The organism is Rhodococcus sp. AC861, assembly GCF_979256035.1.
In genome coordinates this window covers 16,835-38,748 of the sequence record NZ_CEEDMW010000005.1, presented here as the reverse complement: position 1 = coordinate 38,748, position 21,914 = coordinate 16,835, and the positions used below count along the sequence as shown (strand labels likewise).

Sequence of the window (21,914 nt, the reverse complement as noted above, 5' to 3'; positions counted from 1 at the left end):
AAGAAAGTACGAAAGCCTGTTGTGCGCCTCGAAGATAACCGACGGGTTGGGAAACATGGTGCATTTGAGACTGGTGATTCGCGGCGTGTTCGATGCGGAGGGTCGCTGACTCGGTCACACTGTGGGTGTGTTGAGAATCGGATTGACCGGTGGAATGGGTGCAGGCAAGTCGACGGTGTCCCGCACCTTGGCGAGTCTCGGTGCCGTCGTGGTGGATGCGGACAAGATCGCACGGGAGGTCGTCGAGCCCGGAACACCCGGTCTCGCAGCGCTCGTCGAGCGTTTCGGCGACGACATTCTCGCCGAGGACGGAACACTCCTTCGGCCCGCGTTGGCCGCCAAGGCATTCCGTGACGAGGAATCACGTCTCGCTCTCAACGGCATCATGCATCCGTTGATCGGTCGGCGGACGACCGAACTCATCGAGAGTGCACCGGACGACTGTGTGCTGGTGCACGATATTCCGTTGCTCGTCGAATCCCGTTCGGCCGCAGCCTTTCACCTCGTCGTGGTCGTGTACCTGGAGGCCGAGGAGCGTGTGCGCCGGCTGGTGGCCTCCCGTGGGCTCGACGAGAAGGACGCCCGCTCGAGGATCGCTGCCCAGGCGACCGACGAGCAGCGCCGGGACGCGGCCGATGTGTGGCTCGACAATTCGGGAACTCAGGAAGCCCTCGAATTCGCGGTACGCGAGCTGTGGTCGAACCGGCTCGAACCGTTCGCCCGGAACGTGCGGTCCGCCGCGGTTGCTCGGTCTGCGCCCGCTGTCGTTCCCGCCGATCCGACGTGGCCCGCGCAGGCGCGGCGGGTGGCCGACCGGGTCCGTCTGGCGTGCGGCGACAAGGCACTGCGTGTCGACCACATCGGCTCCACCGCGGTTCCGGACTTCCCGGCGAAGGACGTACTGGACATCCAGGTCACGGTCGCCGACCTGGACACGGCGGACGCACTTCGCGATGCACTGACCGACGCCACGTTCCCGCGGCTCGAGCACATCGTGACGGACGACCCGATGCCGTCCGCGGTACCCGGTGAAGCCGACCCTGCGCTGTGGGAGAAGCGCTTGCACGGTGGCGCCGACCCCGGACGGCCGGTGAACATCCACGTGCGTGTCGACGGGTGGCCCGGACAGGTGTTCGCGCTCATGTTCCGTGATTGGCTCCGCGCCGACGCGTCGGCACGCGAGGAGTACCTGACGGTGAAGGAGCGCGCGTCGACACTCGCAGCGCAGCACGACGACTACAGCGCGGCTATCGATGCGTACGTCCGAGCGAAGGCCCCCTACTTCGAGGGTGTATATCCGACAGTTCTGTCGTGGGCGACACGGACAGGGTGGTCGGCGGACTGACTCCGGTCAGCGCCAGCGGGTCGGCATCCCGAGTGACGCCAGCCACCGGTCCAGGTCGTGCCCGGCGGAGGCGATCCCGTCGATCGCCGCCGTGGCGGTACGAATCGCGGTCTCCACGGTCCCGGCGTCGAGCAGCCCGGTGGTGTGTGCGGCCAGCAGTTCGTCGACGTCCAGCAGTTCCGAATCACGCCCGGTGCGGACGACGATGTCCAGATAATGGTCGACCGACCGCCACGTCTCCGCGTCCCGCGTGAAGTCACCGATGTCCACGTAGTAGTTCTGATCGCGTCGGTGACGCGGTACGTAGTGGAAGACCGATGCGCGGATACCCAGGGACGGGATGATCCACGATTCGAGGTAGTCGAACGACGGGTGGTCGGAGGGCCGCGCCATGTACAGGCCCCAGTCCGTCGCCTCGTAGACGTCGACGGGCCGCACGAAACCCTTCGGATCGGTGTTGGTCCGTCCGAGCGTGTCGAACACCTCGACCTTGGGCGGATGGACGTGGACCGAACCGGCTGAAGCCATGCCGGAGACGCTACCGTCGGCGCTGGTGCCGCGTCGGTCACCGCTCGTCGGAATCGTCCCCCGGGGTGGTCTCGGTGGCGAACATGGACCGCACGGCGTCGAGGGTGTCGGCCTCCGCGGGTGACTTGTCGTCGCGGTACCGCACGACTCTCGCGAAGCGTAGGGCGACGCCGCCCGGGTACCGCGTCGATCGCTGAAGACCGTCGATGGCGATCTCCACCACCTGCTCCGGTCTGACATGCACCACGTGGGCCGTCCGGGAGGTCTCGAGTGCGAGGAAATGCTCGGTCTGCCACGCCAGCATCTCGTCGGTCATGCCCTTGAAGGTCTTGCCGAGCATGACGAAACCGCCCGCCGGATCCACGGCACCGAGGTGGATGTTGGACAGCAGACCGGATCTACGGCCCGATCCCCACTCGACTGCCAGGACGACCAGATCGAGCGTGTGGACGGGTTTGACCTTCACCCACGCCGATCCACGTCGACCCGCGTCGTACGCCGCGGTCAGGTTCTTGACCACGACGCCTTCATGGCCCGCCGCGACGGCCGACCGCGCGAAGTCGTCCGCGGCGCCGGCGTCGTCGGTCACCAGACGCGGCACTCGGTGCGCCGGCGGCACCAGCGCGTCGAGGACGGCGACGCGCTCCTCGAGCGGCCGATCCAGCAGATCGTCGCCGTCCAGATGAAGAATGTCGAAGAAGTACGGCGTGACCACGACTCCGGTGGACTGCGCCGTGCGCGACGCGGTGTCCTGGAAGGCCCGAGGCCGCCCGTTCCCGTCGAGGGCCAAGGCCTCTCCGTCGAGGACGACCGACGACACGGGCAGCGCACGAACAATGTCGACGACCTCGGGCAGCCGAGCCGTGATGTCGTCGAGGCTGCGAGTGGTGATCAGGACCTCGTCCTCCCGGCGGTGGACCTGGATGCGGATTCCGTCGAGCTTGGTGTCCAGAGCGACCGGGCCACCAGCTGCGCCCGCAGCCTTGACCACACCGTCCGCCACCGTGGGTGCACTCGAGGCCAACATGGGCAGCACGGCCCGCCCGACGGTGAGTCCTACCGCGCCGAGGGCCTCCTCCCCGCCGGAGAAGGCCGCAGTGGCCGCGTCGACGGTCGACCCGGACAACATGGCCGCACGACGGACCGCCGGAAGTGGAACACCCGCAGCGGACGCCACGGCCTCCTGGACGAGGGCGTCGAGTGCGCCCTGGCGGACCTCGCCGGTGACCACGCCGCGCAGCCACGTCTGCTCCGTGTCGGTCGCGGCCGCGAACAGTGCGGTGACGGCCGCCGCGCGGGTGGCCTGCGATCCAGGACCGGACATCGACGAGATGGCCTCGAAGGCTGTGTCCACCGCATCCACCGTCAGCGCGGGCACGGTCGACGCGGGCGGGAGCGTGGCGACGCTCCGCCACCCGAGGCCGGTCCGACGCTGGCGCAACGACCCCGATGCATAGCGGGTGACCAGCGGTACCTCGTCGACGTCGCACTCGGACAGCAAGGCCGACAGGGCGAGCACCTTGGCCTTGCGGGAGCGGGTGGCGGAGACGGCGGCCGAGGTGTCGACGACGCGTGCGAGCAGCATGAGGCCATTGTTGCGCTCGGGTCCGACAGCGCAGACGGGGGAGTGACGACGCCCGCAGAGTTTGTCGGTGGTCGGGCCTACTCTGGACACATGGCTTTTGCAGCTGAACAACCCGTCCTCGCGCATTCCGAGTTCCGCCCCGTGGGCGACATCGAGCGCAGTGACCGGCCCTTCGAGGTAGTCAGTGAATACTCGCCGGCCGGAGACCAGCCGACCGCCATCGCAGAGCTCACCAAGCGCGTCAAGGCGGGGGAGAAGGACATCGTCCTTCTCGGCGCGACGGGTACCGGTAAATCGGCCACCACGGCATGGCTGATCGAGCAGGTGCAGCGCCCGACGCTGCTGATGGCCCCCAACAAGACGTTGGCGGCGCAGCTGGCCAACGAGCTGCGGGAAATGTTGCCGAACAACTCCGTCGAGTACTTCGTCTCGTACTACGACTACTACCAACCCGAGGCGTACATCGCCCAGACCGACACGTACATCGAGAAGGACTCGTCGGTCAACGACGACGTCGAGCGGCTCCGGCACTCCGCGACGGCAAATCTGCTCTCACGTCGTGACGTGGTGGTCGTCGCCTCCGTGTCGTGCATCTACGGTCTGGGCACGCCTCAGTCGTACGTGGATCGCTCCGTCCACCTCGAGGTCGGCCAGGAAGTTCCTCGCGACAAGTTCCTCCGGCTGCTGGTCGACGTGCAGTACACCCGCAACGACATGGCGTTCACCCGCGGATCGTTCCGAGTGCGCGGCGACACCGTCGAGATCATTCCGTCCTACGAGGAACTTGCCGTCCGGATCGAATTCTTCGGCGACGAGATCGAGGCGCTGTACTTCCTCCATCCGCTCACCGGTGACGTGGTGCGCCAGGTCGACACCGTGCGCATCTTCCCGGCGACGCACTACGTGGCCGGGCCCGAGCGCATGGAGCGGGCGGTACGCGACATCGAAGCCGAACTCGAGGAGCGTCTCGCCGATCTCGAGGGCAAGGGCAAGCTGCTCGAAGCGCAGCGGCTGCGTATGCGGACCCAGTACGACCTGGAGATGATCAAGCAGGTCGGGTTCTGCTCCGGCATCGAGAACTACTCCCGGCACATCGACGGTCGTCCCGCGGGGACGGCGCCGGCAACGCTGATCGACTATTTCCCGGACGACTTCCTGCTGGTCATCGACGAGTCCCACGTGACGGTGCCGCAGATCGGCGCCATGTACGAGGGCGACATGTCGCGCAAGCGCAACCTCGTCGAGTTCGGATTCCGGCTGCCGTCGGCGACGGACAACCGGCCGCTGACGTGGGAGGAGTTCACGCAGCGCATCGGACAGACCGTGTACCTCTCGGCCACCCCCGGCAAGTACGAGCTGGGGCAGAGCGGCGGCGAGGTGGTCGAGCAGGTCATCCGCCCGACCGGGCTGGTCGATCCGGAGATCGTGGTCAAGCCGACCAAGGGCCAGATCGACGATCTGGTCCACGAGATCAGGCAGCGCACCGAGAAGGACGAGCGCATCCTGGTCACGACGTTGACCAAGAAGATGGCCGAGGACCTGACCGACTACCTCCTCGAGCTCGGCATCCGTGTGCGGTACCTGCACTCGGACATCGACACCCTGCGTCGTGTCGAGTTGCTCCGTCAGCTGCGACTCGGCGAGTACGACGTGTTGATCGGCATCAACCTGCTGCGTGAGGGTCTCGACCTTCCGGAGGTTTCGTTGGTGGCGATCCTCGACGCGGACAAGGAAGGGTTCCTGCGGAGCGGGACCAGCTTGATTCAGACCATCGGCCGTGCGGCTCGAAACGTGTCCGGCCAGGTGCACATGTACGCGGACAAGATCACCGACTCGATGAAGTACGCGATCGAGGAGACGGATCGGCGCCGTGCGAAGCAGGTGGCCTACAACCTGGAGATGGGAGTCGACCCTCAGCCGCTGAGGAAGAAGATCGCCGACATCCTCGACCAGGTCTACGAGGAGGCCGAGGACACCGAGGCGAATGTCGACATCGGCGGGTCGGGCCGCAATGCCAGCCGTGGACGTCGTGCGCCCGGCGAGGCGGGCCGAACCGGAAGCAGCGGTGTCGTGGAGGGACGCGACGTCTCGACCATGCCCCGCGCCGAGTTGGCGGACCTGGTCAAGCAGCTCACCGACCAGATGATGAACGCGGCGCGCGAACTGCAATTCGAGCTCGCCGGACGCCTGCGCGACGAGATCCAGGACTTGAAGAAGGAACTTCGCGGAATGGACGCCGCGGGCCTGTCCTGAACCGTCGAAGCCCGGTACCGACACATCGGTACCGGGCTTCGTCGTGTCAGCTCGTGATGTCCTTCGTGGCGAAGCGTCGCCACGCGATGATCCCGAACACAGTGGCGTAGGCCAGGGACGAGAATGCGCCGTCCAGCAAGTCGTTCCACGCCAACGTCGGAGACAGAACCCCCGTCCACGATGTCGAGTAGTGACCGGGCAGGAAGTTGCGCAGCGAACCGAGCGCGGTGATCTGATCGAGGATCTGCGCGAGAATCGACACCATCACCGTGCCGCCGACCGCCCCGAGCGGTGCATCCGTCGTGACGGACAGGGCCAACGCCAGCCCGGCCACCCAGCTCAGATTTATGGCGATGAAGACGACGCCGATGGCCAGCCGTCCGATCGACAATCCGAAGGAAAGTGCATCGCCGAACGGCGACACCAGGGACCCCACGCCGTACAGGACACTGCCCAGAACCAGCGAGACCAGGACGAGCGTCATCAAGGCGGCCACCGACAGGATCGTCGACACGACGGCCTTCTGACGGAGCAGCCGTCCACGCGGCACCGGGACCGCGAGCAGGTACCGCAGACTCGACCACGATGCTTCGCTGGCTATCGAGTCTCCGAAGAACAGCGCGACCACGACGATGAGCAGGAATCCCACCGATACGAACAGGGCGAACACGAGGAAGTTCACACCGCTCTGCGTCCCCAGATCGATCAGACTGCCGCTCGCCGTGGCGGAGTCCGATCCGCCGACGGTGAATGCGATCGCCATGATGACCGGGAGCAGCGCCAGGAACCCGAGCGCCAGTTGCGTCCGGCGGCGAGTGAACTGGCGGGTGATCTCGGTGCGGACCGACAGCGTCGACGACGCGTCGTAGCCTACGACGCGGCCGTCGAGGTGCGCCGGCGTCACGGCCGACCCGGACGTCGCGAGAGACTCGTCGCGGCTCATACCCCTACCCCTTCGTGTGCAGCGGCGTTCAGCCGATCCGTGTCGTCGTGCACGAGGTCGAGGAACACGTCCTCGAGGCGCGTCGATCGGGCCGCGGACGACACACCGATGCCGGCGTCGACAAGGGCCCTGATCACGACTGCGGGATCGAGTGTCCCCAGTTGCGCCTTGACGGTGCCCGCGGGTTCGACCTCGGTGACCTCGCCCATGCCGTCGATGTCCCGCAGCAGGGCCACCGTGTCCGTGACCCGGTCGACGCGGAACTCCACGGGACCACTGGCGCCGATGAGGTCGTCCACTGTTCCGGAACTGATCACGACTCCCTTGTTCATGACGACGACGTGCGTACACGTCTGCTCGACCTCGGCCAGCAGGTGACTGCTGACCAGAACCGTCCTGCCCGTCTGTGCGTACCGGATCAGGACGTCACGCATGGTGCGGATCTGGGGCGGATCGAGCCCGTTGGTCGGCTCGTCCAGGACCATCAGGTCGGGAAGTCCGAGCATCGCCTGCGCGATGGCGAGGCGTTGCCGCATGCCCTGGCTATACGACCGGACCTTGCGGTGGATGGCCGAGCCGAGGTCGGCGATCTCGAGCGCTTCCTCGAGATGAGCGTCCTCCGCGGGTCGGCCGGTTGCTCTCCAGTACAGATCGAGGTTCTCCATGCCGGACAGGTGGGGGAGGAACCCCGATCCCTCGACGAACGACCCGAGTCGGGACAGCACCGGTGCACCGGGCGTGACCAGATGGCCGAACACGCGGATCTCGCCGGCGGACGGGGTGATGAGACCCATCAACATGCGCAGTGTGGTCGTCTTACCCGCACCGTTCGGACCGAGAAGACCCAGAACCTGACCCGCGCCGACTCGGAACGACACGTCGTCCACGGCGCGGAACCCGTTGGCGTAGCTCTTGGCCAGATCGGTGATGACGAGCGGAACGTCACGCAACGAGTCGTCCACCTCGGCGACGGTGCGCTTGCGCGCTGTGATCGACGTGGCGGCCACGAGCGCTGCGACGAGCAGTGCGAGTGCAGCGATACCCACGACGGGAACGATCGGGAACGTCGACTCGGTGTTCTCGGCCGGCACCGACGGCAGGGACAGCGTCGCGTCCGCAAGGGTGACCGACACCGCTGCCGGATCGAGCGGAACCGCGTAGGCCTGATCGGTGGTGGAGAACGCCACCTCGACGCGATGGCCCGCCGCTACCTGATATGCCATGCCCGGCAACGTGACTCGTACCGTCGTCGGTGTGTCCGACGGCGGTACCCGGAACGCGGAGACCAGGCCCTCGGGAAGGGTGCGTCGACCGTCGTCGGCCACGTCGTACAACTTGGCGAACAGTACGGTGCCGGACGCAGCTGCGGTCGGACCCACGGTGACGCCGACCGACGATGTACCTGTGATCGTGTACGAGGACGTCAACGGTTCGGTCGCGAACGACGCGGTCTGTCCGGGGATGTCCCCGGTGAGCAGGGCGCTCGCTGCGCCACCCGCCAGGGCGGCCGCCCCGCCCAGTGCGGACGCGGATCCGACACCCGGCAGGGATGTCAACGCCGACGGCGATGCGCCGGGAGGCCGGATGATCGTCTGCGTGTCGGTGCCCGTCGTGGAGGTGAGCGCGAAATCTTCGCGAGTGGTGGGCGACTCGGCGGTGTCGGAGGACAGACCCGGGTAGTCGGTAGCCGTCAGATCGCGGGCGCGATCTCCCTGGTCGGTGGGGTCACCGGCCAAGGCGTAGGTGAACGGAGCCGGTGAGGACGGAGCCTCATCGCGATCACCGGTGAGGTGTTGCATCAGGAAGTCGGCGACTGCACCGTCCGCGACGGCGTCGGTGCCGCCCGCGTCGTGGCCACCGTCGAACCAACGGACCTGTACCGACCCCCCGGCAGCGGCGATCTGACGAGCCGTCGCATCGGCCTGGTCGAGCCCGAACAGCGTGTCGCGCTGGCCCTGGACCAACAGCGTCGGTGCGGTGATCGACGATGCGAACGAGATGGGGGACCGAGCGCGGAGGAGTTCGCTGGTGGCAGCCGACGGTTGGCCGCTCACCGCGGAGTCCGCGTACGCCAGGCATACCTGGAGCGCGAAGCGTCCGCATGCTCCGGCTGGGGACGACGTCGGTTCGGGGGCTCCCTCGGCTGCGGGGGCCGGAGCGGCGCCCGCTCCGAAGAAGATGCCTGCCCATCCCCGCTTCAGGACGCCCGCGTCACTGCCCGCGGAGACAGCGGGAGTCGACCCGTCCACGGCCGTGTCGCCCGGCACGGCGTAGTTCGGGAAGAGACTCTGATTCAGGTCGTTCCACGTGATCGACGCGGCATCGGCGTCGATTCTGGGGTCGGTTCCGGCGGCCATCAAAGCCAGTGCGCCACCGTAGGATCCGCCGGCGACGCCGACTCGGGGATCGCCGGGAGCGTCGAGCTGGACCTCCGGCCGCGTGGCCAGATAGTCGATGAGGCCCCGTGCGTCCGCCACTTCGCGATCGGGGTCGTTCAGTCCGATGGTTCCCGTGCTGGCTCCGAATCCGCGAGCGCTGTACGCGAGTACGACGAGACCACGTGACGCCAGATCGCGAGCCTGGTCGGCGACGGAGTTCTTGTCACCACCGAATCCGTGTGCGAGCAGAACCGCCGGGGCCGGTGCCGACGTCTGGGGAAGGTAGAGCGTGGTGTCGATGTCCACGGTGGCGCTGCTTCCCGGACTTTCGGGCAGGGAACGAACGGACTCCTCGGTCCGCACTGCACTGCGAGCGCTGTCCGTGTCACGGAGGAGAACGAACGAGGCCACCGCGACGACGACGACCAGCAGAACGGCGACAGCGATCACCGCCGGTCGGCCGAGCGTCGAGGCACGTCCGGGCAACCGGATTCGCAGGCGTGGCATTCGTTCAATGTAGGCGAGGGTGACGACACGTGCTTTCGGCCGGAAGCTGCGTCGGTCGGTACCCGCTGCGACTAATGTCTCGAATCGACCCCCGATCACAGTCGGGACATGACTACTGGAGGAATGTATGAGCGCTTACCGCAACGTCGTCGTCGGAACCGATGGATCCGATTCGTCACTGCGGGCCGTCGAGAAAGCAGCAGCGCTGGCGGGGGATTCCGACGCGACGCTCTACATCGCTTGTGCCTACTACCCTGCGGACTCGAAGTCGTCCTCGCAGGATGCGGATGCGTTGAAGGAGGATGCCTACCAGATCACGGGATCCGCTCCGACGCAGGAGATTCTGCGTACCGCGAAGGAACGTGCTGTCGCTGCCGGAGCGTCCTCCATCGAAGAGCGCCCGGTGGTCGGCAATCCTGTCGACTCGCTGCTCGAACTGGTCGGAGAGGTGAAGGCCGACCTGCTCGTGGTGGGCAACCGGGGACTCAATTCGCTGACAGGTCGACTGCTCGGCTCGGTGCCCTCGGACGCCGCGCGTAAGGCGCGCTGCGACGTCCTTATCGTCCACACCACGCACTGATCACGGTCGAAGCCCCTTGGAGCCGTTCACTGTGCGAGTAGGTCGCACAGTGAACGGCTCACTGGTCGAACGGGGTGATGGGCCCGAGCACGGTGGGTAGCGGCGAACTGTGGACGATGTCCAGGCGCTGAGTCGCGCGGGTGAGCGCGACGTACAGGTCGTTGAGTCCGCGAGACGACTCCGAGACGATGCGCGCCGGTTCGACCAGCAGCACCGAGTCGAACTCGAGGCCTTTCGCATCTCGGACCGTCGACACGCGCACCGACTCCGATTCCAGGTGTGAGAGAGACGGCACCAGCTCCGCCGGCGCGAGCACCGCGGACATGCCCGGTCGCGGATGCGCGTCGACCCGTCGTCGCACAGCCGCGGAAACGTCTGCTTGCGGGACGTGATCAGCGCGGGGGATCTCACCGTTGTCGCGTACCGATCTGGGGATGGACGCAGTCGGATCCAGCTCTGCGAGCACACGGTGAGCGATCTCCATGATCGCGGCGGGGGTGCGGTAGTTCACGGTCAGCTCGGAGAGTTTCCATCGCTGCGCGACGTACGGACCCAGGACGTCCTGCCAGGACGACGCTCCCGCGGGATCGCCCGTCTGCGCGACGTCGCCCACCAAGGTCATCCATCGATTGGGTATGCGGCGCATCACCATTCGCCACGCCATCTCGGAGAGCTCCTGCGCCTCGTCGACGATCACGTGTCCGTAGGTCCACGTCCGGTCGCCCGCGGCACGTTCCGCCGCGGTGAGGCGCCGACCGTGACCTTGTCGCTGCGCCAGTCGATCCGCATCGATGAGGTCGTACGCCATCAGGATCTCCGGGTCGAGCTCGTCCTCGAGATCCTGCGGGGCAGAGCCCGTCAAGATGTCCAGTGCGCCCTGCGCATCCTCGATCTGGGCGCGCCACTTCTTCTGCTCCCGTTCACGCTCCGCCGCGTCGTCGATACCGAGCAATTCCGCCAGCTCGTCCAGCAGTGGTGCGTCCGCAGCGCTGAACCGACCGTCGTCCGATCGCTCGAGCGCGGCTCGATCGTCGGGCGAGAGTCGAGGCGCTGCCGTCCTCAATCGTTCGGGTGATGCGAGAAGACCGGCCAGGACGTCCTGGGCGGTCAGCTCCGGCCACAGCCCTCCCACCGCGGCCATCAGCTCCGTGTTCTCACGCATCTCGTCACGGATGTCGGCGATGTCGTCGCGGCTGAGCAGATTGGACCCGTCGAGTACGTCGCCGCCGACAATCGCGGCGAACTGGTCGGCCAGCAGGTCGACCATGGTCGAGACGAAGATGGGGCGAGCCAGGTTGTGAGGTCGCCGGGACGACCGTGCGCGACCTCGGGCCCGTGTCGCCATCTTCTTGTCGATGCGCAGCGTGTACGTGTCGAAGTCGACGTGGAGCGGCTCCGCGGGGAGCTCCTGACGATCGCGCACAGCGGCGGTCAGGACATCGACGATCGTCAGCGAGCCCTTGAGCTCTGCTGCACGAGCCGTGTCCTCCCGGCTCGAGTCGATGCCGGGGTACAGATCACCGATGGTGGAGAGCAGGACGCCGGTCTCACCCAGCGAGGGAAGTACCTGCCCGATGTAGTCGAGGAACGTGCTGTTGGGGCCGATGATCAGCACGCCGCTCTTGTCCAGCTGCTGGCGATACGTGTACAGCAGGTAGGCCGCTCGATGCAGCGCCACCGCGGTCTTTCCCGTACCGGGTCCGCCCTGCACCACCAGCACGCTCCGATGCGTGGACCGGATGATGTCGTCCTGCTCGCGCTGGATCGTCTCGACGATGTCGTTCATCTGACCGGTCCGTGCAGCGTTCAGCGCTGCCAGCAACGCGCTCTCACCGGCGACTCCGTCGGACCCGGTGTCGACGCCGGCCCGCTGCGCGGTGGTGAGGTCGAGGTACTCGTCCGCAACGCCCGTCACGCGGCGGCTCCGAGTCCTGATGTGGCGTCGGCGGACGACCCCCTCGGGAGCGGCGGGTGTCGCGAGATAGAACGGGCGGGCCATCGGCGCACGCCAGTCGTAGAGCAGGGACTCGTAGTCGTTGTCCTCGTCGAGGATGCCGACGCGGCCGATGTACCGCGGTGCGTCGTCCTCGACGTCGATACGGCCGAAGCAGAGGCCGTTCTCGGAGGCGTCGTACTTCGCGATGTCGTCGTTGTAGAGGGCGGAGAACGATTCACGTTCGCTGCGGGCCTGCGGTGTCCCGCCGGTCTGCAGCAGTACCGCACTCAACCGGTTCTTCGCGTAGTCGCGGAGAGCGTCGAGGCGGTCGTAGAGCAGTGTGACGCGCTGCTGTTCCACGTCGAGGTCGGTGTCCTGCGCGTGTGTCGAGGTGCCCTGATCCGGCACATGTTCTCCTGAGCGAGAGTGGGGCGGGTGAAGCGGACTGTCACGCGTCGAGAAGGTGCATCGAAGCGCCAGAAAAGTCTACGGGCATCCGACGACAACGGCCGGTGCACCCGAATCCTCGGGTACACCGGCCGTTGCGCCGAACTGTGGATCAGATGTACTGATGCACCGTGCCCTCGATCTGTGAGCGCGCAGCCTTCGCGCGCTTCTCGGCATCCTTCAGGGACTGCTGCAACTGCTTCTGAGCGTCCTTGCTGGTGGCCTTGTACTGCTTCTTGTAATCCTTACGAGCGGCATCGAACTGCTTCCGCGCGTCCTTGCCCGACTTCTTGGCCTGCTTACGAGCCTTCTTGCCGTACTTGTCGACGAGGTCGCTTCCGTCGCTCTTGGCCTTCTCGGCCAGTTCCGCACCGCGTGCCGCAGCGATCTCGGCATACTTGCTTCCGCGATCCTGGGCGACGTCGGCGAACTCCGACGCGCGTGCGGCCGCCAGATCGGCCCACTTGGAGCTGCGCTCCTTGGCCAGTTCGGCCAGCTTGCCGCCGCGATCCTGCGCGACCTCCGCCAGCTCGGATCCACGCTGCGACGCGATCTCCACGAGGGGCTGTGCCCGCTCGGCGGCAACGCCGGCCAGTTCCTTCGCGCGCTCGCCGGCGTGGGCGAGTGTCTCGGTGCTGTCCGAGGAGGAGACCAGGGGCAGGGCGCCGGCAACGGCGATCTTGGCCTGCTTGGCCGCCTTGCGGCCGCGCCATGCGACGGAGGGCTTGCCCTCGGTGTCGACGGCTGCGATGAGCAGGCCGCCGAGGAGGCTGACGTTCTTGATGAACTGCGTGCGCTGCAGCGCCTTGGCCGCCGGGTCCGTCTCGTTCCAGAACGAGTGGCCCGCGAGGGTCGTGGGAACGAGGCTGCCGGCGAGCACGGTCGACGCGAGGCGCGGTGCGCGACCGGTCGCGAGCAGCAGCCCTCCGCCGATCTGCACCCCGGCGTTGATCTTCACCAGGGTCTCGGGGTCGGTGGGAACGTTCTGCGTCACCTCGTCGGGAAGAGCGTCCTGGCTCTTCTCGATGAGTGGCTTCGCGGCCTGGGCCCTTCCGGCGGGGTTGCGCAGTGCATCCACGCCTCCTGCGATGAATATCGATGCGAGCATCGGTCGGGCGATCCGGCGGACAATCACTGAGCCTCCTGCGTTGCGGCTGTGGTCTGAACAAGTACTCGGGCGCACTGCACCCGAGGTCGAACTGTATCCATACCCCTGCGGCCATGGCTTGAATCCGGTCGACGTGCCGACCGGCATCCGTTGTGACGGGTCACCAGCCGCGCTCTCGCCATTCGTGCAGGTGCGGGCGTTCGACTCCGAGCGTGGTGTCCTTGCCGTGACCGGGATAGACGACCGTGTTGTCGTCGTACCGGCCGAAGATCCGGGACTCGACGTCGTCGAGAAGCGAGGCGAAGTTCGCGTCCCCGTCCGTCTTTCCGACACCGCCGGGGAACAGTGAGTCCCCGGTGAACAGATGGACGCGGCCGTCGGCTGGGTCGGTCAACGCCAGGGCGATGGATCCCGGTGTGTGCCCGCGGAGGTGGATGATGTCGAGTGAGACGTCGCCGACCTCGACGGAATCGCCGTCTTCGAGCAGGCGGGTGGGCGGAACGGGGAGAGGTTCGGCGTCGAGAGGGTGAGCCGCGGACGGCGCGGCCGTAGCCGAGGCGACCTCCGCCAGGGCCTGCCAATGGTCGAAGTGCTGATGGGTGGTGACGATCATCGACACGTCGGGAGCGACGGCCGTCACGACAGACCGCAGTGTGTCGGCCTCGTTGGCGGCGTCGATGAGCAACGACATGCCGGTCGAGGAACAAACGACGAGATAGGCGTTGTTGTCCATCGGGCCCACCGAGGTCTTGACGATGCTCGCGTGTGACAGCGTGCGACGTTGCGACCCCGTTCCGGCGGTCACCTCACCGGTGTAGTCGTCGGAGATGGTCGGTGCGGCAGAGTCCATGAGGTGAGATTACCCACGCCTCACCGGTCGAGCGCGGACGCCGCGACGGTCCGAACCTGTCGGTGGTGCGGCATATGGTCGTGTAGCCCGTCTTGTACGAACTCCGTGAACACACGCACCGTGTGTGGGCACGAGTTCTCGGCGGCGCCGGAACACGTCCGACAAGAGTGAACAGACGAGTTCACGACCCGATCGGGTCGTGACACCAGGAAAGGACAACCGTGGCGGATCGCCTGGTAGTGCAGGGCGCGCGTGAACACAATCTCAAGGGCGTCGACATCGACCTCCCTCGGGACAGTCTCATCGTGTTCACCGGTCTGTCCGGATCGGGCAAGTCGAGTCTCGCGTTCGACACCATCTTCGCGGAGGGGCAGCGGCGCTACGTCGAGTCGCTGTCGGCGTACGCGCGGCAGTTCCTCGGCCAGATGGACAAGCCGGATGTGGACTTCATCGAGGGTCTGTCCCCGGCGGTGTCCATCGACCAGAAGTCGACCAACCGCAACCCGCGCTCGACCGTGGGAACCATCACCGAGGTGTACGACTATCTGCGTCTGTTGTATGCGCGTGCCGGCACTGCCCATTGCCCGCAGTGCGGCGAGCGCATCGCCAAGCAGTCGCCGCAGCAGATCGTCGACCAGGTGCTGGCGATGGAGGAGGGCATCCGTTTCCAGGTCCTCGCGCCCGTCGTGCGTACCCGCAAGGGTGAGTTCGTCGACCTCTTCGAGCAGCTGAACACGCAGGGCTACTCGAGGATCCGCGTGGACGGCACCGTCCACCAGCTCACCGATCCGCCCAAGCTCAAGAAGCAGGACAAGCACGACATCGAGGTCGTCGTGGACCGTCTCACGGTCAAGGCCTCGTCCAAGCAGCGTCTCACCGACTCGGTGGAGACGGCTCTACGGCTCGCCGACGGCATCCTGGTCCTGGACTTCGTCGACCGCGAGGAGAATGCGCCCGACCGTGAGCGCCGCTTCTCGGAGCGTCTCGCCTGTCCCAACGGACATCCGCTCTCGGTGGACGAGCTCGAACCCCGTGCGTTCTCGTTCAACTCTCCGTACGGCGCCTGCCCCGAGTGCGTCGGTCTCGGAATCCGCAAGGAGGTCGACCCGGAGCTGGTCGTCCCGGACCCGGATCTGAGCCTCGCCGACGGTGCGATCGCACCGTGGTCGATGGGTCAGACGTCCGAGTACTTCGGCCGGCTGCTGTCCGGGCTCGCCGACGCGATGGGCTTCGACATCGACATGCCGTGGCGCAAGCTGCCCGCCAAGGTCAAGCGAGCTGTCCTCGAAGGCAGTGAGCATCAGGTACACGTCCGCTACAAGAACCGGTACGGCCGCACTCGCTCGTACTACGCCGAGTTCGAGGGCGTGATGCCGTTCCTGCATCGCCGGATGGACCAGACCGAGTCCGAGCAGATGAAAGAACGCTACGACGGGTACATGCGCGAGGTCGACTGCCCGGTCTGCCAGGGTGCTCGCCTCCGTCCGGAGATCCTGTCGGTCACCATCGCCGCCGGGGACTTCGGCGACAAGTCGATCGCCGACGTCTGCGCGCTCTCGATCTCGGAGTGCTCGAACTTCCTCAACACGCTCACGCTCGGTCCGCGTGAGGAGGCCATTGCCGGCCAGGTGCTCAAGGAGATCCAGGCCCGGCTCGGGTTCCTGCTCGACGTCGGACTCGAGTACCTCACGCTGTCGAGAGCCGCAGGAACGCTGTCCGGTGGAGAAGCTCAGCGCATCCGCCTGGCCACGCAGATCGGCAGCGGTCTGGTCGGCGTTCTGTACGTGCTCGACGAGCCGTCCATCGGTCTGCATCAACGCGACAACCGCCGTCTCATCGACACCCTGACCAGGCTTCGCAATCTGGGCAACACGCTCATCGTCGTCGAGCACGACGAGGACACCATCAGGACGTCCGACTGGGTTGTCGACATCGGCCCGCTCGCCGGTGAGCGCGGTGGTCGCGTCGTGCACAGCGGGACGTACGAGGCGCTTCTCACCAACCCGGAGAGCCTCACGGGCGCGTATCTGTCCGGTCGTTCGGCCATCGAAGTCCCGGAGGTCCGTCGTCGGATCGATCCCAAGCGCAAGGTCTCCGTGATCGGTGCCCGGGAGCACAACCTGCAGGACATCGACGTCAGCTTCCCGTTGGGAGTGCTCACCTCGGTGACCGGCGTCTCGGGCTCGGGCAAGTCGACGCTGGTCAACGACATCCTGGCAACCGTCATGGCCAACAAGCTCAACGGTGCCCGTCAGGTCCCCGGCCGTCACACCCGCGTGAACGGGCTGGACCAGCTGGACAAGTTGGTGCGCGTCGATCAGTCGCCCATCGGTCGCACACCGCGATCCAACGCGGCGACGTACACCGGTGTCTTCGACAAGATCCGGACCTTGTTCGCCGCGACGACCGAGGCGAAGATCCGCGGTTACCAGCCGGGACGGTTCTCCTTCAACGTCAAGGGTGGCCGCTGCGAAGCGTGCTCCGGCGACGGCACCCTGAAGATCGAGATGAACTTCCTGCCGGACGTGTACGTGCCGTGCGAGGTCTGCAACGGCGCGCGCTACAACCGGGAGACTCTCGAGGTGCACTACAAGGGCAAGACCATCGCCGAGGTGCTCGACATGCCCATCGAGGAAGCCGCCGACTTCTTCGAACCGATCACGTCCATCCACCGCTACCTGAAGACACTGAACGAGGTAGGGCTGGGGTACGTGCGATTGGGGCAACCGGCGACCACGCTGTCCGGTGGTGAAGCGCAGCGGGTGAAGTTGGCTGCGGAGCTACAGAAGCGGTCGATGGGCCGCACTGTCTACATCCTCGACGAACCGACCACCGGACTGCATTTCGAGGACATCCGCAAACTGCTGCTGGTGATCAACGGTCTGGTGGACAAGGGCAACACCGTCATCGTCATCGAGCACAACCTCGACGTGATCAAGACGTCGGACTGGGTCATCGACATGGGCCCCGAGGGTGGATCGGGCGGCGGCACGATGGTCGCCGAGGGAACACCGGAACAGATCGCCGCCGTCGCGGAGAGCTACACCGGCAAGTTCCTGCAGGAGTCCTTGCAGGCGGCCACCGCACCGCCGGTTCCCGCGAAGCGGGCCCGACGGCGGAAGCCGGTGGCGGTGTCCTGACGTTCCGTCAGTAGACGGGCCCGGTGTACTTCTCGCCGGGCCCGGCGCCGGGCGCATCGGGGTGTGCGGACTGCTCGCGGAACGCCTTCTGCAGAGCCTGCAGACCCTCGCGGATCGGTCCTGCGTGCGGGCCCAGGTATTCGACGGATGCAGTCACGAGTCCGGCCAGTGCCGTGATCACGCGGCGTGCTTCGTCGAGGTCGAGGTGAGGGCTACTGGACGGATCGGCGTCGGACAGGCCCAGCTTCTCGGCCGCCGAGCTCATCAACATCACTGCCGCCCTGCTGATCACCTCCACCGCGGGAACCTCGGCCAATTCTCGAACGTCGGGCTCGCGGCCGGACTCTGCTGCATCGTCGTGCGTGGTCATGTCCGAAACGATGCCACGGCGCTCCGACAGCGATCGACCCGCGTCGCACCGATTCGGTGTGTGGGAGGTCGTGATGTTATTGTTGTCCCACGACCGCCTTCAGGTGTGTCCATGTGCGTGTGCTCCACGGCGTACGGCGGACACGGTGCCCGGAGGCAGCAAGTGGAGTCCGACTCCCACCGCCACACGGTTCGACGTGTAGCGGTCCGGTCCTTCCCGCCCAGCGCGGGAAGTGGTGTTGCCTCGCCCAACGGCGTGGTGGCCCGCGAATGGCGACATTCGTGCACCGGTCGGTACCGGACCCCGCTGTTCACGACTCGTTCGTGGCGCGGGGTTTTCGTCGTTCGGAGGCTTTGCGGCCGCCGTCCTTCGAATCGGTGCCGAGGGACGTCGGAGACACAAGCGCCAGCATCGCGTGCGTAGAGGACGGCACGCGGCGCCGGGTCAAGCACCACCATCCGTCACCGCACTACCGAGGAGGCCCCATCAGCACTGAGACCCGCATCAACGATCGCATCCGAGTTCCCGAGGTCCGGCTCGTCGGACCTGGCGGTGAACAGGTTGGCATCGTGCGTGTTGAAGATGCACTCCGCCTGGCTGTCGAAGCCGATCTCGACCTCGTCGAGGTCGCACCCGACGCCCGTCCGCCGGTCTGCAAGATCATGGACTACGGCAAGTTCAAGTACGAAGCTGCCCAGAAGGCTCGTGAGTCGCGCAAGAACCAGACGCTCACGGTCATCAAGGAGCAGAAGCTTCGCCCGAAGATCGACGACCACGACTACGAGACGAAGAAGGGCCACGTCGTCCGCTTCCTCGAGGCCGGGTCGAAGGTCAAGGTCACCATCATGTTCCGTGGCCGCGAGCAGTCGCGTCCCGAACTGGGTTACCGACTGCTGCAGCGTTTGGGTGCGGACGTCGCCGAGCACGGCTTCGTCGAGACCTCCGCCAAGCAGGACGGTCGCAACATGACGATGGTCCTGGCGCCGCACAAGGGTGCCAAGACCAGGGCGAAGGCAGCAGAGGCGTCCAACGCCCCTCGCGCCACCGTGCCGCCGCCGGCCTCCGCGCCGTCGACGGTCGACGCTGCACAAGCTGCCGAGGCAGCACCGCAGGCACCGTCTGCACCAGCCACGCCGGGCGCCTGAGCGTTCCGGTTCCGCAAGCTCCACCGACCGAAGTAACACAGAACTGAGGATTCATGCCCAAGTCGAAGACTCACAGCGGCACCAGCAAGCGTTTCAAGGTGTCCGGTAGCGGAAAGATCCTGCGCCAGAAGGCCGGCCGCCGCCACCTGCTCGAGCACAAGTCCTCACGCGTCACGCGTCGCCTCGACGGTGTCGCCGTCGTGAGCCCCAACGATGTGCCGCGCATCAAGCGACTTCTCGGCATCTGACTTCTTTCCCACCCGGGCTCGGTGAGCCCCAGATCGACAGGATTTACCAGTGGCACGCGTAAAGAGGGCGGTCAACGCCCAGAAGAAGCGCCGTTCGATTCTCGAGGCGTCCAGCGGATATCGCGGACAGCGCTCACGTCTGTACACCAAGGCGAAGGAGCAGCAGCTCCACTCGCTGACCTACGCCTACCGCGACCGTCGTGCGCGCAAGGGTGACTTCCGCAAGCTGTGGATCACGCGTATCAACGCTGCAGCTCGTGCGAACGACATCACGTACAACCGTTTCGTCCAGGGCTTGAAGATCGCCGAGGTCGAGGTGGACCGCAAGATCCTCGCCGAGCTCGCCGTGTCCGATGCTGCTGCGTTCACCGCGCTGGTCGCCATCGCCAAGGCAGCACTGCCCGCCGATGTCAACGCACCGGCCGGAGAAGCAGCCTGATCAGGCACTTCGACGACTCTCCGTCACGACCCGCGGTACCGCTCACCGAGCGGACTCCGCGGGTCGTTTCGGCTGTCAAGCTCCAGCGGGGTGCCGAGCGGAAGAAGACCGGCCTCTTCCTCGCCGAGGGTGAGAACGCCGTGTCCGAGGCCGTCTCCACGGGTGTCGTCCGTGAGCTGTACGCCACCGAGAGGTGGTTCGACGAGCGTCGAGGACTGCTCGAGCAGGCGGCAGCGTCGGGAATCATGCCGCAGCTGATCACCGAACGCGCTGCGAAGTCGCTGTCGGACACGGTGACTCCACCGGGCCTGATCGCCGTGTGCACGTCGATCGTCGTTTCCCTCGAGGAGGCTCTGGCGTCCCGACCGTCGTTGATCACCGTCGCCGTCGACGTCGCCGAACCCGGCAACGCCGGCACCGTGCTCCGTGTCTCGGACGCCGCGGGAGCGGGGGCTGTCGTCTTCGCCGGCGACAGCGTCGATCCGCTGAACGGCAAATGTGTGCGCGCCTCGGCAGGAAGCGTGTTCCATCTCCCCGTCGCGAGGGAGCGGTCAGTGTCGGCAGTTCTGGACGCGGTTCGCGCGACGGGCGCGTCGGTCGTCGCGACGACGGTGGACGGCGAACTGGACCTGGACGATGCGGACGAGGTGCTGGCCGGGCCGACAGCATGGCTCTTCGGCAACGAGGCCCACGGGCTGGACCGCGAGGTGTCCGCTGCCGCGGACCACCGCATCCGGATTCCTATCCACGGCCGAGCGGAGAGCCTGAACCTGGCAACGGCCGCAGCCGTGTGTCTGTACACCAGTGCCCGCGTCCATCGACGGCGTCCGGGCGCGCACGAGGCGTGATGAACCGTCGGGCCGATCACCTAGGATCGGCCCTGTCGAGTCGACCTTGTCGACCGACGCGTCGTCCCCCGGAACGGGACGGGCGACATCGAGACGAAACGGAGTGTGTGGACGTGGAGCGCAACGACGGCGAGTCCGTGACCGGCGGATCAGCGCCGACGGATCAGGCGGCAGCGGATGCGGTCCTGCTGACGGACGACGCTCTGGATTCGGCCGTCGGCCGTGCTCGCACCGCGTTCGACGAGGCGACCGATGTGGACGCTCTGAACGAGGCGAAGATCCACCACATCGGGAACAAGGCGCCCCTGGCCTTGGCGCAGCGCGCCCTGGGATCACTGCCGAAGACCGAGAGGTCGGACGCCGGTAAGCGGGTCAAGACCGCCCGTGACCAGGTCAAGGTTGCGTTCGACGCCCGGCGCGAGATTCTCCTGGCCGAGCGCGACGCGGCGGTCCTGGTGGCGGAGGCGATCGATGTCACCCTGCCGTCCGTCCGGCGGCCGGTGGGCGCGCGTCATCCCATCACCGTGATCGCGGACCAGGTCGCGGACGTGTTCGTCGCCATGGGGTGGGAGGTCGCCGAGGGGCCGGAAGTGGAGACCGAGCACTTCAACTTCGACGCGCTGAACTTCCTCCCCGATCATCCTGCCCGCACCATGCAGGACACGTTCCACGTCGCGCCCGAAGGCTCACGGCAGGTTCTGCGCACCCACACCTCGCCGGTTCAGGTGCGGTCGATGCTCGAACGCGAGCTCCCCATCTACGTGGTGTGCCCCGGCCGCACGTTCCGCACGGACGAACTGGATTCCACGCACACTCCTGTCTTCCACCAGGTCGAGGGACTTGCCGTGGACAAGGGGCTGACGTTGGCCAATCTTCGCGGCACGCTGGATGCCTTCGCGCGCGCACTGTTCGGTCCGGATACGCGTACCCGCATGCGCCCCAACTACTTCCCGTTCACCGAACCGTCCGCGGAGGTCGACGTCTGGTTCCCCCGCAAGAAGGGTGGCGCCGGGTGGGTCGAGTGGGGCGGATGCGGCATGGTCAATCCGAACGTCCTGCGGGCGTGCGGTGTCGACCCCGAGGTGTACAGCGGTTTCGCATTCGGGATGGGTCTCGAACGAACGCTGCAGTTCCGCAACGACATACCGGATATGCGCGACATCGTCGAGGGCGATGTGCGGTTCAGCCTGCCGTTCGGTGTGCAGGGCTGATCCAGCCTTTCCGGTCGGTCACAAGACGTTCTAGCAGCGAAGAAGAGTGGAGA

Annotated in this window: 17 protein-coding genes; 9 read left to right on the top strand and 8 right to left on the bottom strand. The window is 66.6% G+C overall.

Annotation, left to right across the window (positions count from 1 at the left end; genetic code table 11):
* The first annotated feature begins 127 nt into the window (after positions 1-127).
* Positions 128-1,345 (top strand): dephospho-CoA kinase, encoded by a 1,218-nt coding sequence (coaE, locus tag AC0IX4_RS16430; RefSeq protein ID WP_471829977.1) that lies wholly within the window; start codon positions 128-130, stop codon positions 1,343-1,345.
* Positions 1,346-1,351: 6 nt separating this feature from the next.
* Here the strand turns inward: coaE and AC0IX4_RS16425 are convergent, their stop codons facing one another.
* Together AC0IX4_RS16425 and AC0IX4_RS16420 are read right to left on the bottom strand one after the other, a co-directional pair.
* Complete coding sequence (locus AC0IX4_RS16425) at positions 1,352-1,873, bottom strand: ribonuclease FAU-1 family protein (protein ID WP_042573319.1); 522 nt, start codon at positions 1,871-1,873, stop codon at positions 1,352-1,354.
* Between the two features lie 37 nt (positions 1,874-1,910).
* The gene (locus tag AC0IX4_RS16420; RefSeq protein ID WP_042573320.1) at positions 1,911-3,458 is read right to left on the bottom strand and encodes an ATP-dependent DNA ligase; all 1,548 of its coding nucleotides are present in this window, start codon (positions 3,456-3,458) and stop codon (positions 1,911-1,913) included.
* 90 nt (positions 3,459-3,548) lie between these two features.
* Here AC0IX4_RS16420 and uvrB point away from each other — a divergent pair, with 90 nt between their 5' ends.
* Positions 3,549-5,711, top strand: coding sequence for an excinuclease ABC subunit UvrB (uvrB, locus tag AC0IX4_RS16415; protein WP_471829975.1), 2,163 nt, complete (start codon positions 3,549-3,551; stop codon positions 5,709-5,711).
* Between the two features lie 46 nt (positions 5,712-5,757).
* Here the strand turns inward: uvrB and AC0IX4_RS16410 are convergent, their stop codons facing one another.
* Positions 5,758-6,654, bottom strand: coding sequence for an ABC transporter permease (locus AC0IX4_RS16410; RefSeq protein ID WP_471829973.1), 897 nt, complete (start codon positions 6,652-6,654; stop codon positions 5,758-5,760).
* On the bottom strand, positions 6,651-9,539 hold the full coding sequence (locus tag AC0IX4_RS16405; protein WP_471829972.1) for an alpha/beta fold hydrolase: 2,889 nt from the start codon (positions 9,537-9,539) through the stop codon (positions 6,651-6,653). The genes AC0IX4_RS16410 and AC0IX4_RS16405 overlap by 4 nt, the downstream gene beginning before the upstream one ends.
* A gap of 127 nt (positions 9,540-9,666) precedes the next feature.
* On the opposite strand from AC0IX4_RS16405, the gene AC0IX4_RS16400 reads away from it, so the two are divergent.
* The gene (locus tag AC0IX4_RS16400) at positions 9,667-10,119 is read left to right on the top strand and encodes a universal stress protein (protein ID WP_042573324.1); all 453 of its coding nucleotides are present in this window, start codon (positions 9,667-9,669) and stop codon (positions 10,117-10,119) included.
* Between the two features lie 58 nt (positions 10,120-10,177).
* Here AC0IX4_RS16400 and AC0IX4_RS16395 read toward each other — a convergent pair whose 3' ends face one another.
* From AC0IX4_RS16395 to AC0IX4_RS16385, 3 genes are all read right to left on the bottom strand, one after another.
* Positions 10,178-12,463: a HelD family protein gene (locus AC0IX4_RS16395; protein ID WP_471829971.1), complete on the bottom strand. Its 2,286-nt coding sequence runs from the start codon at positions 12,461-12,463 to the stop codon at positions 10,178-10,180.
* Between the two features lie 151 nt (positions 12,464-12,614).
* Positions 12,615-13,637 carry a DoxX family protein gene (locus AC0IX4_RS16390; RefSeq protein ID WP_042573326.1) on the bottom strand — a complete coding sequence of 341 codons (1,023 nt, stop codon included), beginning with the start codon at positions 13,635-13,637 and terminating at the stop codon, positions 12,615-12,617.
* A 133-nt stretch (positions 13,638-13,770) separates the two neighbouring features.
* Positions 13,771-14,460, bottom strand: a complete 690-nt coding sequence (locus tag AC0IX4_RS16385) for an MBL fold metallo-hydrolase (RefSeq protein ID WP_471829970.1) — start codon at positions 14,458-14,460, stop codon at positions 13,771-13,773.
* A 221-nt stretch (positions 14,461-14,681) separates the two neighbouring features.
* On the opposite strand from AC0IX4_RS16385, the gene uvrA reads away from it, so the two are divergent.
* Positions 14,682-17,600 (top strand): excinuclease ABC subunit UvrA, encoded by a 2,919-nt coding sequence (gene uvrA, locus AC0IX4_RS16380; RefSeq protein WP_471829968.1) that lies wholly within the window; start codon positions 14,682-14,684, stop codon positions 17,598-17,600.
* A 7-nt stretch (positions 17,601-17,607) separates the two neighbouring features.
* Here the strand turns inward: uvrA and AC0IX4_RS16375 are convergent, their stop codons facing one another.
* Positions 17,608-17,970 (bottom strand): DUF1844 domain-containing protein, encoded by a 363-nt coding sequence (locus AC0IX4_RS16375; RefSeq protein WP_042573329.1) that lies wholly within the window; start codon positions 17,968-17,970, stop codon positions 17,608-17,610.
* 485 nt (positions 17,971-18,455) lie between these two features.
* Here AC0IX4_RS16375 and infC point away from each other — a divergent pair, with 485 nt between their 5' ends.
* The 5 genes from infC (at position 18,456) to pheS (ending at position 21,861) form a co-directional block, all read left to right on the top strand.
* Positions 18,456-19,115 carry a translation initiation factor IF-3 gene (gene infC / locus AC0IX4_RS16370; RefSeq protein ID WP_156148794.1) on the top strand — a complete coding sequence of 220 codons (660 nt, stop codon included), beginning with the start codon at positions 18,456-18,458 and terminating at the stop codon, positions 19,113-19,115.
* 53 nt (positions 19,116-19,168) lie between these two features.
* Positions 19,169-19,363 carry a 50S ribosomal protein L35 gene (gene rpmI, locus AC0IX4_RS16365; protein ID WP_042573330.1) on the top strand — a complete coding sequence of 65 codons (195 nt, stop codon included), beginning with the start codon at positions 19,169-19,171 and terminating at the stop codon, positions 19,361-19,363.
* A 49-nt stretch (positions 19,364-19,412) separates the two neighbouring features.
* The gene (gene rplT, locus AC0IX4_RS16360) at positions 19,413-19,802 is read left to right on the top strand and encodes a 50S ribosomal protein L20 (protein ID WP_042573331.1); all 390 of its coding nucleotides are present in this window, start codon (positions 19,413-19,415) and stop codon (positions 19,800-19,802) included.
* Entirely contained in the window at positions 19,802-20,650 is an 849-nt protein-coding gene (locus tag AC0IX4_RS16355; RefSeq protein WP_042573419.1) for a TrmH family RNA methyltransferase, read from the top strand. The genes rplT and AC0IX4_RS16355 overlap by 1 nt, the downstream gene beginning before the upstream one ends.
* Positions 20,651-20,787: 137 nt before the next feature.
* Positions 20,788-21,861 (top strand): phenylalanine--tRNA ligase subunit alpha, encoded by a 1,074-nt coding sequence (pheS, locus tag AC0IX4_RS16350; protein ID WP_442970449.1) that lies wholly within the window; start codon positions 20,788-20,790, stop codon positions 21,859-21,861.
* The last annotated feature ends 53 nt before the right edge of the window (positions 21,862-21,914 follow it).

Coding starts and splice junctions, on each gene's coding strand:
- AC0IX4_RS16425 (WP_042573319.1), bottom strand. CDS start 1,873: ATGGCTTCAGCCGGTTCGGTCCACGTCCATCCGCCCAAGGTCGAGGTG.
- AC0IX4_RS16420 (WP_042573320.1), bottom strand. CDS start 3,458: ATGCTGCTCGCACGCGTCGTCGACACCTCGGCCGCCGTCTCCGCCACC.
- uvrB (WP_471829975.1), top strand. CDS start 3,549: ATGGCTTTTGCAGCTGAACAACCCGTCCTCGCGCATTCCGAGTTCCGC.
- AC0IX4_RS16410 (WP_471829973.1), bottom strand. CDS start 6,654: ATGAGCCGCGACGAGTCTCTCGCGACGTCCGGGTCGGCCGTGACGCCG.
- AC0IX4_RS16405 (WP_471829972.1), bottom strand. CDS start 9,539: ATGCCACGCCTGCGAATCCGGTTGCCCGGACGTGCCTCGACGCTCGGC.
- AC0IX4_RS16400 (WP_042573324.1), top strand. CDS start 9,667: ATGAGCGCTTACCGCAACGTCGTCGTCGGAACCGATGGATCCGATTCG.
- AC0IX4_RS16385 (WP_471829970.1), bottom strand. CDS start 14,460: ATGGACTCTGCCGCACCGACCATCTCCGACGACTACACCGGTGAGGTG.
- AC0IX4_RS16375 (WP_042573329.1), bottom strand. CDS start 17,970: ATGACCACGCACGACGATGCAGCAGAGTCCGGCCGCGAGCCCGACGTT.
- rpmI (WP_042573330.1), top strand. CDS start 19,169: ATGCCCAAGTCGAAGACTCACAGCGGCACCAGCAAGCGTTTCAAGGTG.